General features: G+C 61.5%; 19 protein-coding genes. 14 read left to right on the top strand and 5 right to left on the bottom strand.

Translation table 11 applies throughout. From position 1 onward, the window contains the following. The first annotated feature begins 2 nt into the window (after positions 1-2). From cheW to IT763_RS14110, 10 genes are all read left to right on the top strand, one after another. Positions 3-503: a chemotaxis protein CheW gene (cheW, locus tag IT763_RS14155; RefSeq protein WP_004934876.1), complete on the top strand. Its 501-nt coding sequence runs from the start codon at positions 3-5 to the stop codon at positions 501-503. Positions 504-697: 194 nt separating this feature from the next. After that, on the top strand, positions 698-2,368 hold the full coding sequence (locus IT763_RS14150) for a methyl-accepting chemotaxis protein (protein WP_004934873.1): 1,671 nt from the start codon (positions 698-700) through the stop codon (positions 2,366-2,368). A gap of 76 nt (positions 2,369-2,444) precedes the next feature. After that, positions 2,445-4,061: a methyl-accepting chemotaxis protein gene (locus tag IT763_RS14145; protein WP_016927287.1), complete on the top strand. Its 1,617-nt coding sequence runs from the start codon at positions 2,445-2,447 to the stop codon at positions 4,059-4,061. A 37-nt stretch (positions 4,062-4,098) separates the two neighbouring features. Next, the gene (gene cheR / locus IT763_RS14140) at positions 4,099-4,971 is read left to right on the top strand and encodes a protein-glutamate O-methyltransferase CheR (RefSeq protein WP_025159837.1); all 873 of its coding nucleotides are present in this window, start codon (positions 4,099-4,101) and stop codon (positions 4,969-4,971) included. Next, positions 4,971-6,020: a chemotaxis response regulator protein-glutamate methylesterase gene (locus tag IT763_RS14135; protein ID WP_015378262.1), complete on the top strand. Its 1,050-nt coding sequence runs from the start codon at positions 4,971-4,973 to the stop codon at positions 6,018-6,020. The genes cheR and IT763_RS14135 overlap by 1 nt, the downstream gene beginning before the upstream one ends. Before the next feature lie 102 nt (positions 6,021-6,122). Beyond that, complete coding sequence (gene cheY, locus IT763_RS14130) at positions 6,123-6,512, top strand: chemotaxis response regulator CheY (RefSeq protein ID WP_004934862.1); 390 nt, start codon at positions 6,123-6,125, stop codon at positions 6,510-6,512. 10 nt (positions 6,513-6,522) lie between these two features. Next, positions 6,523-7,167: a protein phosphatase CheZ gene (cheZ, locus tag IT763_RS14125; RefSeq protein ID WP_004934858.1), complete on the top strand. Its 645-nt coding sequence runs from the start codon at positions 6,523-6,525 to the stop codon at positions 7,165-7,167. 165 nt (positions 7,168-7,332) lie between these two features. Then, positions 7,333-8,484 (top strand): flagellar biosynthesis protein FlhB, encoded by a 1,152-nt coding sequence (gene flhB / locus IT763_RS14120; RefSeq protein WP_016927290.1) that lies wholly within the window; start codon positions 7,333-7,335, stop codon positions 8,482-8,484. Next, positions 8,477-10,555: a flagellar biosynthesis protein FlhA gene (gene flhA, locus IT763_RS14115; protein ID WP_016927291.1), complete on the top strand. Its 2,079-nt coding sequence runs from the start codon at positions 8,477-8,479 to the stop codon at positions 10,553-10,555. Before flhB ends, flhA begins: the two co-directional genes overlap by 8 nt. Further along, positions 10,555-10,959, top strand: coding sequence for a flagellar protein FlhE (locus tag IT763_RS14110; RefSeq protein ID WP_206194783.1), 405 nt, complete (start codon positions 10,555-10,557; stop codon positions 10,957-10,959). The genes flhA and IT763_RS14110 overlap by 1 nt, the downstream gene beginning before the upstream one ends. A gap of 2 nt (positions 10,960-10,961) precedes the next feature. Here the strand turns inward: IT763_RS14110 and IT763_RS14105 are convergent, their stop codons facing one another. The 5 genes from IT763_RS14105 to flgA all read right to left on the bottom strand — a co-directional run bounded on the left by IT763_RS14105 (position 10,962) and on the right by flgA (position 13,426). After that, positions 10,962-11,264 carry a DNA-binding transcriptional regulator gene (locus IT763_RS14105; protein ID WP_015378258.1) on the bottom strand — a complete coding sequence of 101 codons (303 nt, stop codon included), beginning with the start codon at positions 11,262-11,264 and terminating at the stop codon, positions 10,962-10,964. Further along, complete coding sequence (locus tag IT763_RS14100; protein ID WP_049299123.1) at positions 11,257-11,631, bottom strand: type II toxin-antitoxin system RelE/ParE family toxin; 375 nt, start codon at positions 11,629-11,631, stop codon at positions 11,257-11,259. The genes IT763_RS14105 and IT763_RS14100 overlap by 8 nt, the downstream gene beginning before the upstream one ends. Before the next feature lie 229 nt (positions 11,632-11,860). Next, positions 11,861-12,295, bottom strand: a complete 435-nt coding sequence (locus tag IT763_RS14095) for a flagella synthesis protein FlgN (RefSeq protein ID WP_016927294.1) — start codon at positions 12,293-12,295, stop codon at positions 11,861-11,863. Positions 12,296-12,334: 39 nt separating this feature from the next. After that, a complete protein-coding gene (gene flgM / locus IT763_RS14090) occupies positions 12,335-12,646 on the bottom strand; it encodes a flagellar biosynthesis anti-sigma factor FlgM (protein ID WP_016927295.1) in 312 nt (103 codons plus the stop codon). Between the two features lie 129 nt (positions 12,647-12,775). Further along, on the bottom strand, positions 12,776-13,426 hold the full coding sequence (gene flgA / locus IT763_RS14085) for a flagellar basal body P-ring formation chaperone FlgA (protein WP_206194782.1): 651 nt from the start codon (positions 13,424-13,426) through the stop codon (positions 12,776-12,778). Positions 13,427-13,586: 160 nt separating this feature from the next. On the opposite strand from flgA, the gene flgB reads away from it, so the two are divergent. The 4 genes from flgB to flgE are packed head-to-tail and all read left to right on the top strand — an operon-like array spanning position 13,587 to position 16,378. Beyond that, positions 13,587-14,000, top strand: coding sequence for a flagellar basal body rod protein FlgB (flgB, locus tag IT763_RS14080; RefSeq protein WP_015378256.1), 414 nt, complete (start codon positions 13,587-13,589; stop codon positions 13,998-14,000). 5 nt (positions 14,001-14,005) lie between these two features. Further along, positions 14,006-14,410: a flagellar basal body rod protein FlgC gene (gene flgC / locus IT763_RS14075; RefSeq protein WP_004934826.1), complete on the top strand. Its 405-nt coding sequence runs from the start codon at positions 14,006-14,008 to the stop codon at positions 14,408-14,410. A gap of 12 nt (positions 14,411-14,422) precedes the next feature. Further along, positions 14,423-15,100, top strand: a complete 678-nt coding sequence (gene flgD, locus IT763_RS14070; RefSeq protein WP_206194781.1) for a flagellar hook assembly protein FlgD — start codon at positions 14,423-14,425, stop codon at positions 15,098-15,100. Between the two features lie 54 nt (positions 15,101-15,154). Beyond that, positions 15,155-16,378 carry a flagellar hook protein FlgE gene (gene flgE, locus IT763_RS14065; protein ID WP_176063016.1) on the top strand — a complete coding sequence of 408 codons (1,224 nt, stop codon included), beginning with the start codon at positions 15,155-15,157 and terminating at the stop codon, positions 16,376-16,378. The last annotated feature ends 9 nt before the right edge of the window (positions 16,379-16,387 follow it).

Raw genomic sequence — 16,387 nt, 5'->3', positions numbered from 1 at the left:
ATATGGCAGGATTGGCAGCCGTCAGCAAATTGGCTGGCGAAACGGTAGGGCAAGAGTTTCTGATTTTTACCCTGGGCAACGAGGAGTATGGCATCGATATCCTCAAGGTGCAGGAAATTCGCGGCTACGATCAGGTGACCCGCATCGCCAACACCCCGGCGTTCATCAAGGGCGTCACCAACCTGCGCGGCGTGATTGTTCCCATCATCGATCTGCGGGTGAAGTTTTCGCAGCAGAGTGTTTCCTACGATGAGAACACCGTGGTGATCGTGTTGAACTTTGGCCAGCGCGTGGTGGGCATCGTGGTTGACGGCGTCTCCGACGTGCTGTCGCTCACCGCCGATCAGATCCGTCCGGCGCCGGAGTTCGCGGTGACGCTGGCGACCGAATATCTCACCGGCCTCGGTTCGCTGGGCGAGCGCATGCTGATCCTGGTGGATATCGAAAAGCTGCTGAGCAGCGAAGAGATGTCGCTGGTCGACAGCGTGGCGAAAAGCGTCTGATTTCAGACTCAAGGGGCGGGGCGCCGCCCCCTTTAACCTTCACTTTCCCTGATCTGTCGCGATGGCCTCAGCCGCGCCCGGAACCCCCACTAAAAATAGTTACTTTCCCGCATAAAGTTTTGCCGCACGGCGCCGATAACTCTCACATTCAACGTCATCAGAGCCTGTCTGCGCGGGCTTCAACAAGGGAAATCATGTTAAATCGTATGAAGGTGGTCACCAGCCTGTTGCTGGTGTTGGTGCTGTTTGGCGCCTTGCAGTTGATTTCGGGCGGACTCTTTTTCTCCTCGCTGAAAAGCGATAAGGAAAACTTTACCGTCCTGCAAACGATCCGCCAGCAGCAGCTGCAGCTGAGTGAAAGCCGCGTTGACCTGCTGCAGGCGCGTAACTCCCTGAACCGCGCCGGTATTCGCTACATGATGGATACCAACAAGATCGGCAGCGGCGCCACCATTGATGAACTGCTGGCCAAAGCGAAGGAAGAGCTGGGTGAAGCGGAAAGACACTACGCCGCGTACGAGAAAATTCCTCAGGACCCGCGCCAGGATCCTCAGTCGGCGGAACGCCTCAAGCAGCAGTACGATGTGCTGTACGGCGCGCTCTCCGAGCTGATCCAACTGCTGGGCGAAGGCAAAATCAACGCTTTCTTCGATCAGCCTACGCAGAGTTACCAGGACAACTTTGAGCAGAGCTACAACGTTTATCTGGAGCAAAACGGCAAGCTGTACCAAATCGCGGTCGACGGCAGCAACAGCTCCTACAACTCGGCCATTTGGACGCTGATCGTGGTGCTGGTGGTGGTGCTGGCGGTGATCGTACTGGTCTGGACCGGTATCCATCACATCCTGGTGCGCCCGCTGAACCGCATGATCGATCACATCAAACAGATCGCCGCCGGCGACCTGACTCAGCAGATCGTCGTCAACAGCCGCAACGAAATGGGCGTGCTGGCGGCCAGCCTGAAACATATGCAAAGCGAACTGATCGAAACCGTCAGCGGCGTGCGTCAGGGCGCGGACGCCATCTACAGCGGCGCGTCAGAAATCGCCGCGGGCAACAACGATCTCTCCTCCCGCACCGAGCAGCAGGCCGCGTCGTTGGAAGAGACCGCCGCCAGCATGGAACAGCTGACCGCGACGGTGAAACAGAACGCCGAAAACGCCCGTCAGGCTTCACAGCTGGCGCTGAGCGCCTCCGAAACCGCGCAGAAAGGCGGCAAGGTGGTGGCCAACGTGGTGCAGACCATGCACGACATCGCCGGCAGTTCGCAGAAGATCGCCGATATTACCGGCGTGATCGACGGCATCGCCTTCCAGACCAACATCCTGGCGTTGAACGCCGCAGTGGAAGCGGCGCGCGCCGGCGAACAGGGCCGCGGCTTCGCGGTGGTGGCCGGTGAAGTGCGCAACCTGGCGCAGCGCAGCGCGCAGGCGGCGAAAGAGATCAAAGGCCTGATCGAAGACTCGGTCAGCCGCGTCGATATGGGCTCCGTGCTGGTGGAAAGCGCCGGGGAAACCATGGGCGACATCGTCAACGCCGTCACCCGCGTGACCGATATCATGGGCGAAATCGCCTCGGCTTCGGACGAGCAGAGCCGCGGCATCGATCAGGTTGGCCAGGCGGTAGCGGAAATGGACCGCGTCACCCAGCAGAACGCCTCGTTGGTGGAAGAATCCGCCTCGGCGGCGGCGGCGCTGGAAGAACAGGCCAGCATGCTGACCCAGTCGGTAGCGGTATTCCGTTTGAGGTCGGAAGGCCAGGAAGAGTTTAAGGCGCCTGTCACCAGCAAGGCGCCGGTAACACCGGTAATCAATCATAAGAAAATGAACGCCAGCGATCTGCAGGATAACTGGGAAACGTTCTGACCGGTATCGGGCCTCTCTCGCAGAGGCCCTTTTCCCTACGTAGGCCGGTCGCCGGCCGGCTGCAAGGAGGTTCACAGTGTTTAACCGAATCCGTATCTCTACCAGCTTGTTCCTGTTGTTGATGACCTTCTGCGTTCTGCAGTTGGCCAGCAGCGGCCTGTCGTATTCCGCGTTTCGCTCCGATAACCACAACCTCGACATCATCACCCTCGGCAGCCAGCAGCGCGATTCGCTCAGCCTGAGCTGGGTGTCGCTGTTGCAGGCCCGCAATACGCTGAACCGCGCCGGCACCCGCGCGGCGCTGAAACTGCCGCAGGAGCAGGTGAACGAATTGATGAGCAGCGCCCGCAGTTCGCTGCAGAAGGCCGACCTCTATTTCAATCAGTTCATGGCGGTTGAACGCAGCAGTGAACAGCAGAACCAGCAGACGGCCACCACCAAGGCCAGCTACGAGCGGCTGCGCGGCGCGCTGCGTGAACTGATCGGTTTCCTGGAAAAGGGCGAGCTGCAGGCGTTTATGGATCAGCCGACGCAGAAAACCCAGGACCTGTTTGAGGCTGACTTCGTGCAGTATTTGCAGTTGGTCAATGGCGACATCAGCGAGGCTCGAGACGCCAACCAATTCTCCTTCACGCTGGCGGGCCTGATGCTGGCGGGGGCGGTCTTGATGCTGATCGTGGTGACCGGTAGCGCCATGTGGTGGTTGCGCACCATGTTGGTACAGCCGCTGAATCAAATCCGCAGCCACTTTGAACGCATCGCCGCCGGCGATTTGGCGACGCCGATTCAAGTGTATGGCCGCAATGAAATCAGCATGTTGTTCGCCAGCCTGCAACGCACGCAGCAGTCGCTGATCGGTACCGTCGGCGCGGTGCGCGACGGTGCGGAGTCGATTCTGATCGGCCTGCAGGAGATCGCCGAAGGCAATAACGATCTCTCTTCCCGTACCGAGCAGCAGGCCGCTTCGCTGGAAGAAACCGCCGCCAGCATGGAACAGCTGACCGCGACGGTGAAGCAGAACGCCGACAATGCGCGGCAGGCCTCTCAGCTGGCGCGCGACGCTTCGGCCACCGCGGCCAAGGGCGGCGAACTGGCCGGGGACGTGGTCACCACCATGCACGATATCGCCAACAGTTCGCAGAAAATCGGCGCCATCACCAGCGTGATCGACGGCATCGCCTTCCAGACCAACATTCTGGCGCTCAATGCGGCGGTGGAAGCGGCGCGCGCCGGCGAACAGGGGCGGGGTTTCGCCGTGGTCGCCGGCGAGGTGCGCAACCTGGCGAGCCGCAGCGCGCAGGCGGCGAAAGAGATCAAGGTGCTGATCGACGAATCGGTCAGCCGCGTCAAACACGGCTCGGTGCTGGTGGAAAATTCCGGCGCCACCATGCAGGACATCGTGCGTTCGGTGACGCGCGTAACCGACATCATGGGCGAGATCGCCTCGGCATCGGATGAACAGAGCCGCGGCATCGAGCAGGTGACGCAGGCGGTGACCCAGATGGATCAGGTCACCCAGCAGAACGCCGCGCTGGTGGAAGAATCCGCTTCTGCCGCCACCGCGCTGGAAGAGCAGGCCATTACCCTGGCCGACGCGGTCGCGGTATTCCGTCTGGCGGACGATAACGTCGTCGCGTCAGGTAACAGCAGCAACGCAGTTTCACCCGTGGTAAAGGAAGCCCAAGATTGTTAAACCGCATAAGCAGCACGTTTTTCTCCGGTGAGGTGGCATGAAACAGGCGCCGTCAACTTCTAACCGGGATACAGCGTCGATGTTGACGCAAATGGTGCAGCGTCTGCCGCTGTCGGACGTGCATTTTCGCCGTATCAGCCAGTTGATTTATCAACGCGCCGGCATCGTGCTGGCGGAGCATAAGCGCGAGATGGTTTACAACCGCCTGGTGCGCCGGCTGCGGCTGTTGGGATTGCACGATTTCGGCGACTACCTGGCGCTGCTGGAAAGCGATCCGAACAGCGCGGAATGGCAGGCGTTCATCAACGCGCTGACCACCAACCTGACGGCATTTTTCCGCGAGGCGCATCACTTCCCGATCCTGGCGGAACATGCGCGCTCGCGGCCGAACGGCTACAGCGTCTGGAGCACTGCGGCCTCGACCGGCGAAGAGCCGTATTCGATCGCCATCACGCTGAGCGATGCATTGGGTCAGCGGGCCGGCAGTTGCCAGGTCTGGGCCAGCGACATCGATACGCAGGTGCTGGAAAAAGCGGAGGCGGGCGTTTACCGCCAGGAAGATCTGCGCACCCTGACGCCGACCCAAATGCAGCGCTATTTTCTGCGCGGCACCGGGCCGCATCAGGGGTTGGTGCGCGTGCGGCCGGAGTTGGCGGCGCGAGTGAACTTTCAGCCGCTGAATCTGCTGGCGCCGGAGTGGGCGCTGCCGGGGCAATTCGACGCCATTTTTTGCCGCAACGTCATGATCTATTTCGATAAGGCGACGCAGGAGCGCATCCTGCGCCGCTTCGTTCCCTTGCTTAAGCCGGGGGGGCTGATGTTCGCCGGCCACTCCGAGAATTTCAGCCAGATCAGCCGGGATTTCTACTTGCGTGGGCAGACCGTGTATGGGCTGACCAAGGAGAGGTAATGAGTAAAATCAGAGTGTTATGCGTAGACGATTCGGCACTGATGCGCCAGCTGATGACGGAAATCGTGAACGGCCATGCCGACATGGAAATGGTGGCGACCGCGCCGGATCCGCTGGTGGCGCGCGATCTGATCAAAAAATTTAATCCTCAGGTGCTGACGCTGGACGTCGAGATGCCGCGCATGGATGGGCTGGATTTCCTCGAGAAGCTGATGCGCCTGCGGCCGATGCCGGTGGTGATGGTCTCTTCGCTGACCGGCAAAGGCTCGGAAATCACGCTGCGCGCGCTGGAGCTGGGCGCGGTGGACTTCGTCACCAAACCGCAGCTCGGCATTCGCGAGGGCATGTTGGCCTACAGCGAGCTGATTGCCGAGAAGATCCGCACCGCCGCCAGAGCGCGCCTGCCGCAGCGCTCCAGCAGCCCGGCGCCGGCGATCCTCAGCCATGCGCCGCTGCTGAGCAGTGAAAAACTGATCGCCATCGGCGCTTCCACCGGCGGCACCGAAGCGATTCGCCAAGTGCTGCAGCCGCTGCCGGCCACCAGCCCGGCGCTGTTGATCACTCAACACATGCCGCCGGGATTCACCCGTTCGTTCGCCGAGCGGCTGAACAAGCTGTGCCAGATCACGGTGAAAGAAGCGGAGGACGGCGAGCGCGTGCTGCCGGGCCACGCCTACATCGCACCGGGGGATCGCCACCTGGAGCTGACGCGCAGCGGCGCCAACTATCAGGTGAAGCTGCATGACGGCCCGGCGGTCAACCGTCATCGCCCGTCGGTCGACGTGCTGTTCCGCTCGGTGGCGCAATACGCCGGCCGCAATGCGGTGGGGGTGATCCTCACCGGCATGGGCAACGACGGGGCGGCGGGGATGCTGGAGATGCACCGCGCCGGGGCCTATACCCTGGCGCAGAACGAGGCGAGCTGCGTGGTGTTCGGCATGCCGCGCGAGGCGATCGCCAGCGGCGGCGTCAGCGAAGTGGTCGAGCTGGACAGAATGAGCCAGCGCATGCTGGCGCAGATCGCCGGCGGCCAGGCATTGCGCATTTGATTTTAGTCCGCAGGGTCTACCCGGCGGCGATATGACCCAGGTTCGCCGCGCGGTGGCCTGCGGTGTTGCATCATTAAACGGTTAACTATTTCAGGAGTAATAATGGCAGACAAAAACCTCAGATTTCTGGTTGTGGACGACTTCTCCACCATGCGCCGCATCGTCAGAAATCTGCTCAAAGAGTTGGGCTTCAACAACGTCGAAGAGGCTGAAGACGGCGCGGATGCGCTGAACAAGCTGCGCGCCGGCGGTTTCGACTTCGTGGTGTCCGATTGGAACATGCCGAACATGGACGGACTTGAGCTGTTGCAAACCATCCGCGCCGACAGCGCGCTGGCCGCGATGCCGGTACTGATGGTGACGGCGGAAGCCAAGAAAGAAAATATCATCGCGGCGGCGCAGGCCGGCGCCAGCGGTTATGTAGTGAAACCATTTACGGCGGCGACGCTGGAAGAAAAGCTCAACAAGATTTTTGAAAAATTGGGCATGTAAGGAGAGGGCGATGAGAGACATTCCAATGCCTGCCAGCGATGCAGCGACCGCGGGAGAGATCATCTCCCGCATCGGCCAACTGACCCGAATGCTGCGCGACAGCATGCGCGAACTGGGGCTCGATCAGGCGATCGCCCAGGCGGCAGAGGCGATCCCGGATGCGCGCGACCGTCTTGACTATGTCGTAACCATGACGGCGCAGGCGGCGGAACGGGCGTTGAACTGCGTGGAGGCGGCGCAACCGCGCCAGGCGGAGCTGGAATCCGGCGCCAACGCGTTGAAAGGGCGCTGGGACGAGTGGTTCGCCAATCCCATCGAACTGGACGACGCGCGTTCTCTGGTCAACGACACGCGTCAGTATCTGGATCAGGTGCCGGGCCATACGGCCTTCACCAACGCCCAGCTGCTGGAAATCATGATGGCGCAGGACTTCCAGGATCTGACCGGTCAGGTGATCAAGCGCATGATGGACGTGGTGCAGGAGATCGAAAAGCAGCTGCTGATGGTGCTGATGGAAAACATGCCGGAGCAGCCGGTGAAGGAAAAACGGCCGAACGACAGCCTGCTGAACGGCCCGCAGCTCGACCAGAACGGCGTCGGCGTGATCGCCAACCAGGCGCAGGTCGACGATCTGCTCGACAGCCTCGGTTTCTGAGGCCTTTCGGGGCGCGCGACGGCGCGCCCCGACAACAAGCCACGCAGTTTTCGTCTCATCCCCTAAATAACCCGCCTTTTTCCCCGTTGTTCCGCCAATGACATCGCCAATTTTTTGGCATGCTGACCGCCATTCTTTACCCTCCCGATACAGGAACGGCGTTTCGTGGCTGAAGACAGCGATCTGGAAAAAAGCGAGGCCCCCACGCCCCACAGGCTGGAGAAGGCGCGTGAAGACGGCCAGATCCCGCGCTCCCGCGAGCTGACCTCGGTACTGATGCTGCTCTCGGGCCTTGCGATTATCCTGATGTCCGGCAGCAACATGGCGCAACAGCTGGCGGCGATGCTCACGCAAGGGCTGAACTTTGACCACGGCATGGTCAGTAACGACAAGCAGATGCTTCGCCAGCTCGGCATGCTGTTGCGACAGGCGGTGCTGGCGCTGCTGCCGATCATGGCGGGGCTGGTGCTGGTGGCGCTCGCCGCGCCAATGCTGTTGGGGGGCATTCTGTTCAGCGGCAAGTCGATTAAATTCGACGTGAAGCGGCTGAACCCGCTGTCCGGGTTGAAGCGCATCTTTTCCAGCCAGGTGTTGGCCGAGCTGCTGAAAGGGATCCTGAAAGCGACGTTGGTCGGCTGGGTGACCGGCCTCTATCTGTGGCACAACTGGGCGGCGATGCTGCATCTGATGACCCAGCAGCCGCTCGATGCGCTGGGCAATGCGCTGCAGATGATCCTGTTCTGCGGTTTTCTGGTGGTGCTGGGGCTGACGCCGATGGTGGCGTTCGACGTGTTCTATCAGCTGTGGAGCCACTTCAAAAAGCTGAAGATGACCAAGCAGGATATCCGCGACGAATTCAAGGATCAGGAAGGGGACCCGCACGTCAAGGGACGCATTCGCCAGCAGCAGCGGGCGATCGCCCGGCGCCGCATGATGGCCGACGTGCCCAAGGCGGACGTGATCGTCACCAACCCGACGCACTACGCCGTCGCGTTGCAGTACAACGACAAGAAAATGAGTGCGCCGAAGGTGCTGGCCAAGGGGGCCGGCGAAATCGCCTTGCGCATTCGTGAGCTCGGTGCGGAGCACCGCATCCCGATGCTGGAAGCGCCGCCGCTGGCGCGTGCGCTGTATCGGCACAGCGAGATCGGCCAGCATATTCCGGCCACCCTGTATGCCGCGGTCGCCGAAGTGTTGGCCTGGGTATACCAGCTGCGCCGCTGGCGGCGCGAGGGCGGCCTGATCCCGAAAAAACCTGAACGTTTACCGGTGCCGGAAGCACTGGATTTTGCAAGAGAGAGTGACTCTGATGGCTAATTTGGCCTCCCTGCTTCGTTTGCCGGGCAATTTTAAAGATACGCAGTGGCAGGTGCTGGCCGGCCCGGTGCTGATCCTGCTGATTCTGTCGATGATGGTGTTGCCGTTGCCGGCGTTTATCCTCGACCTGCTGTTTACCTTCAACATTGCGCTGTCGATCATGGTGCTGCTGGTGGCGATGTTCACCCAGCGCACGCTCGAATTCGCCGCTTTCCCGACCATCCTGCTGTTCTCCACGTTGCTGCGTTTGTCGCTCAACGTCGCGTCGACGCGCATCATCTTGCTGGAGGGGCACACCGGTTCCGCCGCCGCCGGCCGCGTGGTGGAAGCCTTCGGCCACTTCCTGGTGGGCGGCAACTTCGCCATCGGCATCGTGGTGTTCATCATCCTGGTGTTAATCAACTTCATGGTGATCACCAAGGGGGCGGGGCGTATCGCCGAAGTGGGCGCGCGCTTCGTGCTGGACGGCATGCCGGGTAAACAGATGGCGATCGACGCCGATTTGAACGCCGGATTGATTGGCGAAGACGAAGCGAAGAAACGCCGCGCCGAAGTGACCCAGGAGGCCGATTTTTACGGCTCGATGGACGGTGCCAGTAAATTCGTGCGCGGCGACGCCATCGCCGGCCTGATGATCATGGTGCTGAACGTGGTCGGCGGCCTGTTGGTCGGCGTGGTGCAACACGGCATGGAACTGGGGGCGGCGGCGGAAAGCTATACGCTGCTGACCATTGGTGACGGCCTGGTGGCGCAGATCCCGGCATTGGTGATCTCCACCGCCGCCGGTGTCATCGTCACCCGCGTCGCGACCGATCAGGATGTCGGCGAGCAGATGGTGGGCCAGCTGTTCAACAATCCGCGCGTGATGCTGCTGAGCGCCGGGGTGCTGGGCCTGCTGGGCCTGGTGCCGGGCATGCCGAACCTGGTGTTCCTGCTGTTTACCGCGGCTCTGCTGGGCCTCGCCTGGTGGCTGCGCGGCCGTGAACAGCAGGCGCCGAAAACGGTGGAGGATCCGGTGATGCCTGAGAATCCGCAGGCCGCCGAGGCCAGCTGGGCCGACGTGCAGTTGGAAGATCCGCTGGGGATGGAAGTGGGCTACCGGTTGATTCCGATGGTCGACTTTCAACAGAACGGCGAGCTGCTGGGGCGTATCCGTGGGATCCGCAAGAAATTCGCCCAGGACATGGGTTATCTGCCGCCGGTGGTGCACATTCGCGACAACCTGGAACTGCCGCCAGCCAGCTATCGCATCCTGATGAAAGGCGTCGAGATCGGCAGCGGTGAAGCGCAGCCGGGCCGCTGGCTGGCGATCAACCCCGGCAATGCCGTTGGGGAGCTGGCGGGAGACAAAACCGTCGATCCGGCCTTTGGGCTCGAGGCGGTGTGGATCGACAGCGCCTTGCGCGAGCAGGCGCAGATCCAGGGCTTTACCGTGGTGGAGGCCAGCACCGTGGTGGCGACGCACCTCAATCACCTGATCGGCCAGTTCGCCAGCGAGCTGTTCGGCCGCCAGGAGACCCAGCAGTTGCTGGATCGCGTGTCGCAGGAGATGCCTAAACTGACCGAAGACTTCGTGCCGGGCGTGGTGTCACTGACGACGCTGCACAAGGTGCTGCAAAATCTGCTCGCCGAGCGCGTGTCCATCCGCGATATGCGCACCATCGTCGAAACGCTGGCGGAACATGCCCCGGCGCAGAGCGATCCTTATGAGCTGACGACCGTGGTGCGGGTGGCGCTGGGCCGGGCGATCACGCAGCAGTGGTTCCCGGGCAACGGCGAGATTCAGGTTATCGGGCTGGATACCCAGTTGGAGCGCTTGTTGTTGCAGGCGTTGCAGGGCGGCGGCGGCCTGGAGCCGGGGCTGGCCGATCGCTTGCTGGATCAGGCGCGCCAGGCGCTGCAGCGGCAAGAGATGCTCAGCGCGCCACCGGTGCTGTTGGTTAACCATGCGCTGCGTCCTTTACTGGCGCGCTTCCTGCGTCGCAGCCTGCCGCAGCTCGTGGTGCTGTCCAACCTGGAGATTAACGACGATCGCCAGATTCGCATGACCTCGACCATTGGAGCCGCCTGATGAAACGCTGTCTGTTCGTATTTTGTTTGCTGGCGCCGCTCGCCGCCTATGCGGTGTCCGGCTCCTGGGTGGCCGAAGGGGCGGGCGTGACGCTGGAACAGGGCGGCATGCGTGATGAATCCGCCGCTTTGCGGCCGCCGAACGCGCTGCCGGATGCCAATGCGCGCATCACCCGCGTCAGCTGGCGCTACCGTTTGCTGGGGCCAGAGCCCGTGGGGCTGCAGGCGCAGCTCTGCACGGTGAACCGCTGCATTCCACTGGGCGGCGGCAGCGGCAGCAGTGACGGTCTGCAGGGCGAGCCGGCCAATGCGGAATTGCGCTTTATCTATTACGTGCAGTCGCAAGGCGGGTTGAACCCGCCGCTGCGGGTGATTGGCAATCAGGTGATCGTCAATTATCAGTAACATCAGGCCAGAATTTGCAGGCCGTTGCGTTCCACCAGCGTCAGCAGTTTCATCGCGGCGGAGTTCGGTTGCGCTTCGCCGCGCTCCCATTTCTGCACCGCCTTTTTGCTGACGTTGAGATACAGCGCAAACACCGGCTGACTGACGTTTTCCCGTTCGCGCAGCGCGCGGATCTCGGCCGGCCCGAACTGCTTCACCGGCCGCAGGCACAGCATGTCGAAGGTGCGCATGGTCACGTCGTCGACGAAACCGGCGCGGTGCAGCCCCTGAACTTCCTGGTGGATCTCGGCAAGAATTTTACTCATCGCTTAGCCTCCGTAACTCCCTGTTGTTGACCAGCTGGTAGAGTCTGAATGGCGAATAATCCAGATACAGCGCAGCCAGATGTTTCAATCCCTGTAACTCATCCGTACTGATGTTTTCTCTCTCACTTTTGGCAAAGCCGCGCATAAAAAACAGGCGTTCTTCATCGCGAAAAACGATCAGTACCCGATAGCCGCCACGTTTGCCCGCACCAGCCCGAGCGATGCGCTTTTTGTATACGCAACCGCCAAGATTGGCGTCGTACAGCTGATGTTGCATCTCTCGCGCCGCTTTCACTATCCTGGCATCACTGATGCGCTCGCGTGCGGCAAAACCCTGAAAGGTTTTGGTGAGATAAATGTCGACCATTCGCTCTCCCTGCGAATCTATACCCGTTAAGGGTATATTTCAAGTGGTTTAAAAATAACCACAGGGTGACAAGCGGCCAAAGGGAAAGAAACAGCCAAATTCACGCCATGCGCAGCCTGGCGCAAAGTCTTAAGTGAATTCAAAGAGTGATAGGGAGAAAATGCGACGGGATGCGCAGAAGCCGGTTAACGCATGCCCGGTGATAGGCTCACCGGGTAAATGAGTCAGGTCAGACGCCGATTTTTCTGCCGAGCAGGCTGCCGGCGTGCGACTGGCCATCTGGGCCATACAGCGATTTGTTGTTTTTGCTGAGGATGGCCAGCGCCTGCGCGTTATGGTCGATCTGCTGATTGAGCAGCAGACCGTTGTGCTGGTTCTTTTCGCGCAGCGTTTGGCTCAGCAACTGAACGCGCTGCCAACGATCGGCCAGGGGCGCTTGGCTGGCATAGGGGGCGCGTTGCCCGCAGGTTTTTTCCTGCCCCAGGCGCTGTTGCTCGAGGTAAGCGACCGTCGCCAGCAGTTGGCTTTTGGCATCGGTGACGCGCTGCAAGGCCACGCCCGGCAACTGGCCGGAACACAGCAAGTCGTGCTCTTCCTCCAGCACGCCGTTGAGCGCCTGCAGCGTTTCCAACAGTTTGTCCAGCAGTTGTGCCAGGTTTTCCATAGTAATGACTTATCCTTTACCGCTACTCGCCGCGCGCTGTCAGTCGCGTCCGGCGATCCATTGAACATCGCTCTGCGCGTCTTGCAGCAGCGCATCGGCGATTTTGCCGGCGTCCATCTTCAGTTCGCCGTTGCGGATCGCCTGCTTGATGGCCTCGACCCGACCCATATCGATATCCTGGGTGCCCGGCTGCATCAGGCGCGCCTGCGCCTCGCTCAGTTTGACCTGCGTGCCGCTGACGGCGGTTTCCGCCACGGCGGCCTTGCGCGATTGGAGCGGGTTGTCGGCCGGGGTTTCTCGCGGTTGCACAGTGGAAACCGGCTGTAACCGCTGGGTGCGATCGATACTCATGGTCCATCTCCGTTTACGCCGTGACCGCTCGCGGGCGACGACGCTGCAATGAAAGTTTTGCGGCCCTGGTGGCCAATAAAATGCTGCTTGATTTGTCTTATCGGCAAGGTTTGCGGAACCTTTACTTTTTTATAACGTAATGCGGATCGCGCCGTCGTCCCCGACCACGCCGCTGACGATCTGCCCGGAGGCCATGCGCACCCGCACGCTGTCTTCGGCGGCGGCGTTGTTCATCGCCTTGCCCGCACCGCTGATGCTGAATCCTTCGCCCTGTGCGTTGACCTGCACCGGTTGCCCTGCCTTGATAATCCAGGCGCAGCGCAGCATGGCGAGGGTCAGCGGCTGACCGGGGCTGATGTTGCGCAGGCTGACGGCGCCCACCGCTTTGCCCGCTTCGGTCAGCGCGCGCGGCGGCAGGGTATCGAGCCGGCCTGCTTTCAACGCCAGATCCGCCGCCGTCAACCGGCTGCCGGCGCTGATGCCGCGCGCCGAAACGAGATAGCGGCCGAACACCTGCACCTGCGTCTGGATAAAACGCCGCTCCTGCCCACAGCGCGCCGAAATGCTGACGTTGCCGCCGATCCGCGCGTTGGGCGACAGCGACAGCTGCGGCAGTTCGCAAGCGGGCCATTGGTTCGGCGGCGTGCGCACCCGCACTTTTACCTGTACCGGTTCGCCGCTGAACTTGCCCTGGATGAAGCTTTCGATTTGCGTCGCCAGATCGTCGGCGCGCGCGTTCAGACTGCACAGCAGGCCGATAAGCAGCATTTTACCTTTCATCGTCATCTTCTCAAGCTTCATCGGGATACGCGTAAGTGTACCCGCAGCGCGCGCAGGCTAAGCAGATAAATAGCACCCCATTTTGCGTTTATTCCCGCGATAGGGTGGCGCAGGGGGCGTTTATGCTGTCGACTCCAAATTCTAACCTCGCGGAGGGAGCATGCTCGACAAACTGGACGCGGCTCTGCGCTTTGGCCAAGAGGCGCTGAACTTGCGCGCCCAGCGGCAGGAAATTCTGGCCGCCAACATCGCCAACGCAGACACGCCGGGTTATCAGGCGCGGGATATCGATTTCGCCAGCCAATTGAACAAGGTGCTGGAACAAGGGCGCGTCAGCGGCAACGGCATGGCGCTCAACCTGACGGCGGCGCGCCACATCCCGGCGCAGACCCTGCAGCCGCCACAGCTCGATCTGCTGTTCCGAGTGCCGGACCAGCCGTCGATGGACGGCAACACGGTGGACATGGATCGCGAACGCACCAACTTTGCCGATAACAGCCTGAAATATCAGACCGACCTGACGCTGCTCAATGGGCAGATCAAAGGGATGATGTCCGTGCTGCAACAAGGATAAGGCGCATGTCTTTACTGAATATTTTTGATATCTCCGGCTCGGCGTTATCGGCGCAATCCCAGCGCATGAACGTCAGCGCCAGCAACATGGCCAATGCCGACAGCGTGACCGGCCCGGACGGCGAACCTTACCGCGCCAAGCAGGTGGTGTTCCAGGTCGCGGCGGCGCCGGGGCAACCGACCGGCGGCGTGCGCGTCGCCCAGGTGGTGGACGATCCGGCGCCCGAGCGTCTGGTGTATCAGCCGGGCAACCCGCTGGCGGACGCCAAGGGGTATGTGCGCATGCCGAATGTCGACGTGGTAGGGGAAATGGTCAACACCATCTCCGCTTCCCGCAGCTACCAGGCCAACGTCGAGGTGCTCAACACCACCAAGTCGATGATGATGAAGACCCTGACGCTGGGTCAGTAACCGGAGCTTCCCATGGCTATTGCCGCAACCACCAACGAGTCGTTGGATAACACCGTCATCGGTAACAACAGCAAAAATACCAACAGCCAGGATCTGCACAACAGCTTCCTGACGCTGCTGGTGGCACAGTTGAAAAACCAGGATCCGACCAATCCGATGCAGAACAACGAGCTGACGTCGCAGCTGGCGCAGATCAATACCGTTCAGGGTATCGAAAAGCTTAACACCACGCTGGGGTCGATCTCCGGCCAGATCAACAGCAACCAGTCGCTGCAGGCCACCGCGCTGATCGGTCACGGCGTGATGGTGCCGGGCAACAACATTCTGGTCGGCAGCAAGGATGGCAAGGTCAGCACCACGCCGTTCGGCGTGGAACTGGAGCGCGCCGCCGATCAGGTGACCGCCACCATCACCAACGCCAGCGGGCAGGTGGTGCGCACCATTGAAATCGGCGGCTTGACCGCCGGCGTGCACGCCTTCACCTGGGACGGCTCGCTGGATGACGGCACCACCGCGCCCGACGGCGCCTACAAAGTGGCCATCAACGCCAAAGGCAACGGCGAGCAACTGGTGGCGCGCAGCCTGCACTTCGGGCTGGTGAACGGCGTGATCCGCGACGGCAACGGCGCCAAGCTGGATCTCGGCCTGGCGGGCAACGCCACCCTGGAAGACGTGCGACAGATCTTATAACCCTCAGCGTCAGGTTCAATCGGACGATAGCCTGACCACTATTCGGAGAATAACATGGCCTTTTCTCAGGCAGTCAGCGGCTTGAACGCGGCAGCAACCAACCTGGACGTGATCGGTAACAACATCGCCAACTCCGCGACTGCGGGCTTCAAATCCGGCAGCGTGTCCTTCGCCGACATGTTTGCCGGTTCGCAGGTCGGGCTGGGCGTCAAAGTGTCCGGCATCACCCAGAACTTCAAGGGCGGCACCACCACCGGCACCAGCCGTGCGCTGGACGTCGCCATCAACGGCAACGGCTTTTTCCGCATGCAGGATAAAGACGGCGGCATCTTCTATACCCGCAATGGCCAGTTCAAGCTGGACGAGAACCGCAACCTGACCAACATGCAGGGCCTGCAGCTGACCGGCTACCCGGCGGCCGGTTCCCCGCCGACCATCCAGCAGGGCGCCAACCCGGTGCCGCTGAGCATTCCCGAAGGCATGATGAACGCCAAGGCGTCCACCTCCGGCGAGATGGTGGCCAACCTGAAGTCCACCCATAAGGTGCCGGATGATCATAAGTTCGATCCGGCCAAGCAGGACAGCTACAACTACGTCAACACCATCACCGCTTACGACTCGCTGGGCAACGCGCACAATATCAACGCCTACTTCGTCAAGACAGAAGACAACAAGTGGCAGGTGTACACCCAGGACGGCAGCGCAGCGCCAGTGAACGCCGGCACCATGGAGTTCAGCACCAGCGGCAACCTGGTGAAAACCACCAGCACCAACGGCGCGCCGGGCGAGTTCAGCATGGTGATCCCGATGACCGCCAAAGACGGCGCGCCGGCGCAAGATTTCACCCTGAGCTTCGCCGGCAGCATGCAGCAGAACGTAGGCAGCGACTCGGTGAGCAAAGTGGCGCAGGACGGCTATGCCGCCGGCGAATACACCAACTTCCAGATCAACAACGACGGCACGGTGGTGGGCATCTACTCCAACCAACAGACCCAGGTGCTGGGCCAGATCGTCATGGCCAACTTCTCCAACCCGGAAGGGCTGGCGTCGCAGGGTGATAACGTGTGGCAGGAAACCGGCGCGTCCGGCCAGCCGCGCGTCGGTCTGTCGGGCGGTGGCGGCTTCGGTAAGCTGACCAGCGGCGCGCTGGAATCTTCCAACGTCGATCTGAGCCAGGAGCTGGTGAACATGATCGTCGCGCAGCGTAACTACCAGTCCAACGCCCAGACCATCAAGACGCAGGACTCCATCCTGCAGACGCTGGTTAGCCTGCGCTGATAGGGCCGA

The sequence above is a fragment of the Serratia sp. CMO1 genome (assembly GCF_015689115.1).
GTDB lineage: Bacteria > Pseudomonadota > Gammaproteobacteria > Enterobacterales > Enterobacteriaceae > Serratia > Serratia marcescens.
The sequence above is the reverse complement of the archived record's forward strand: the minus strand, read 5'-3'. Positions and strand labels throughout refer to the sequence as shown.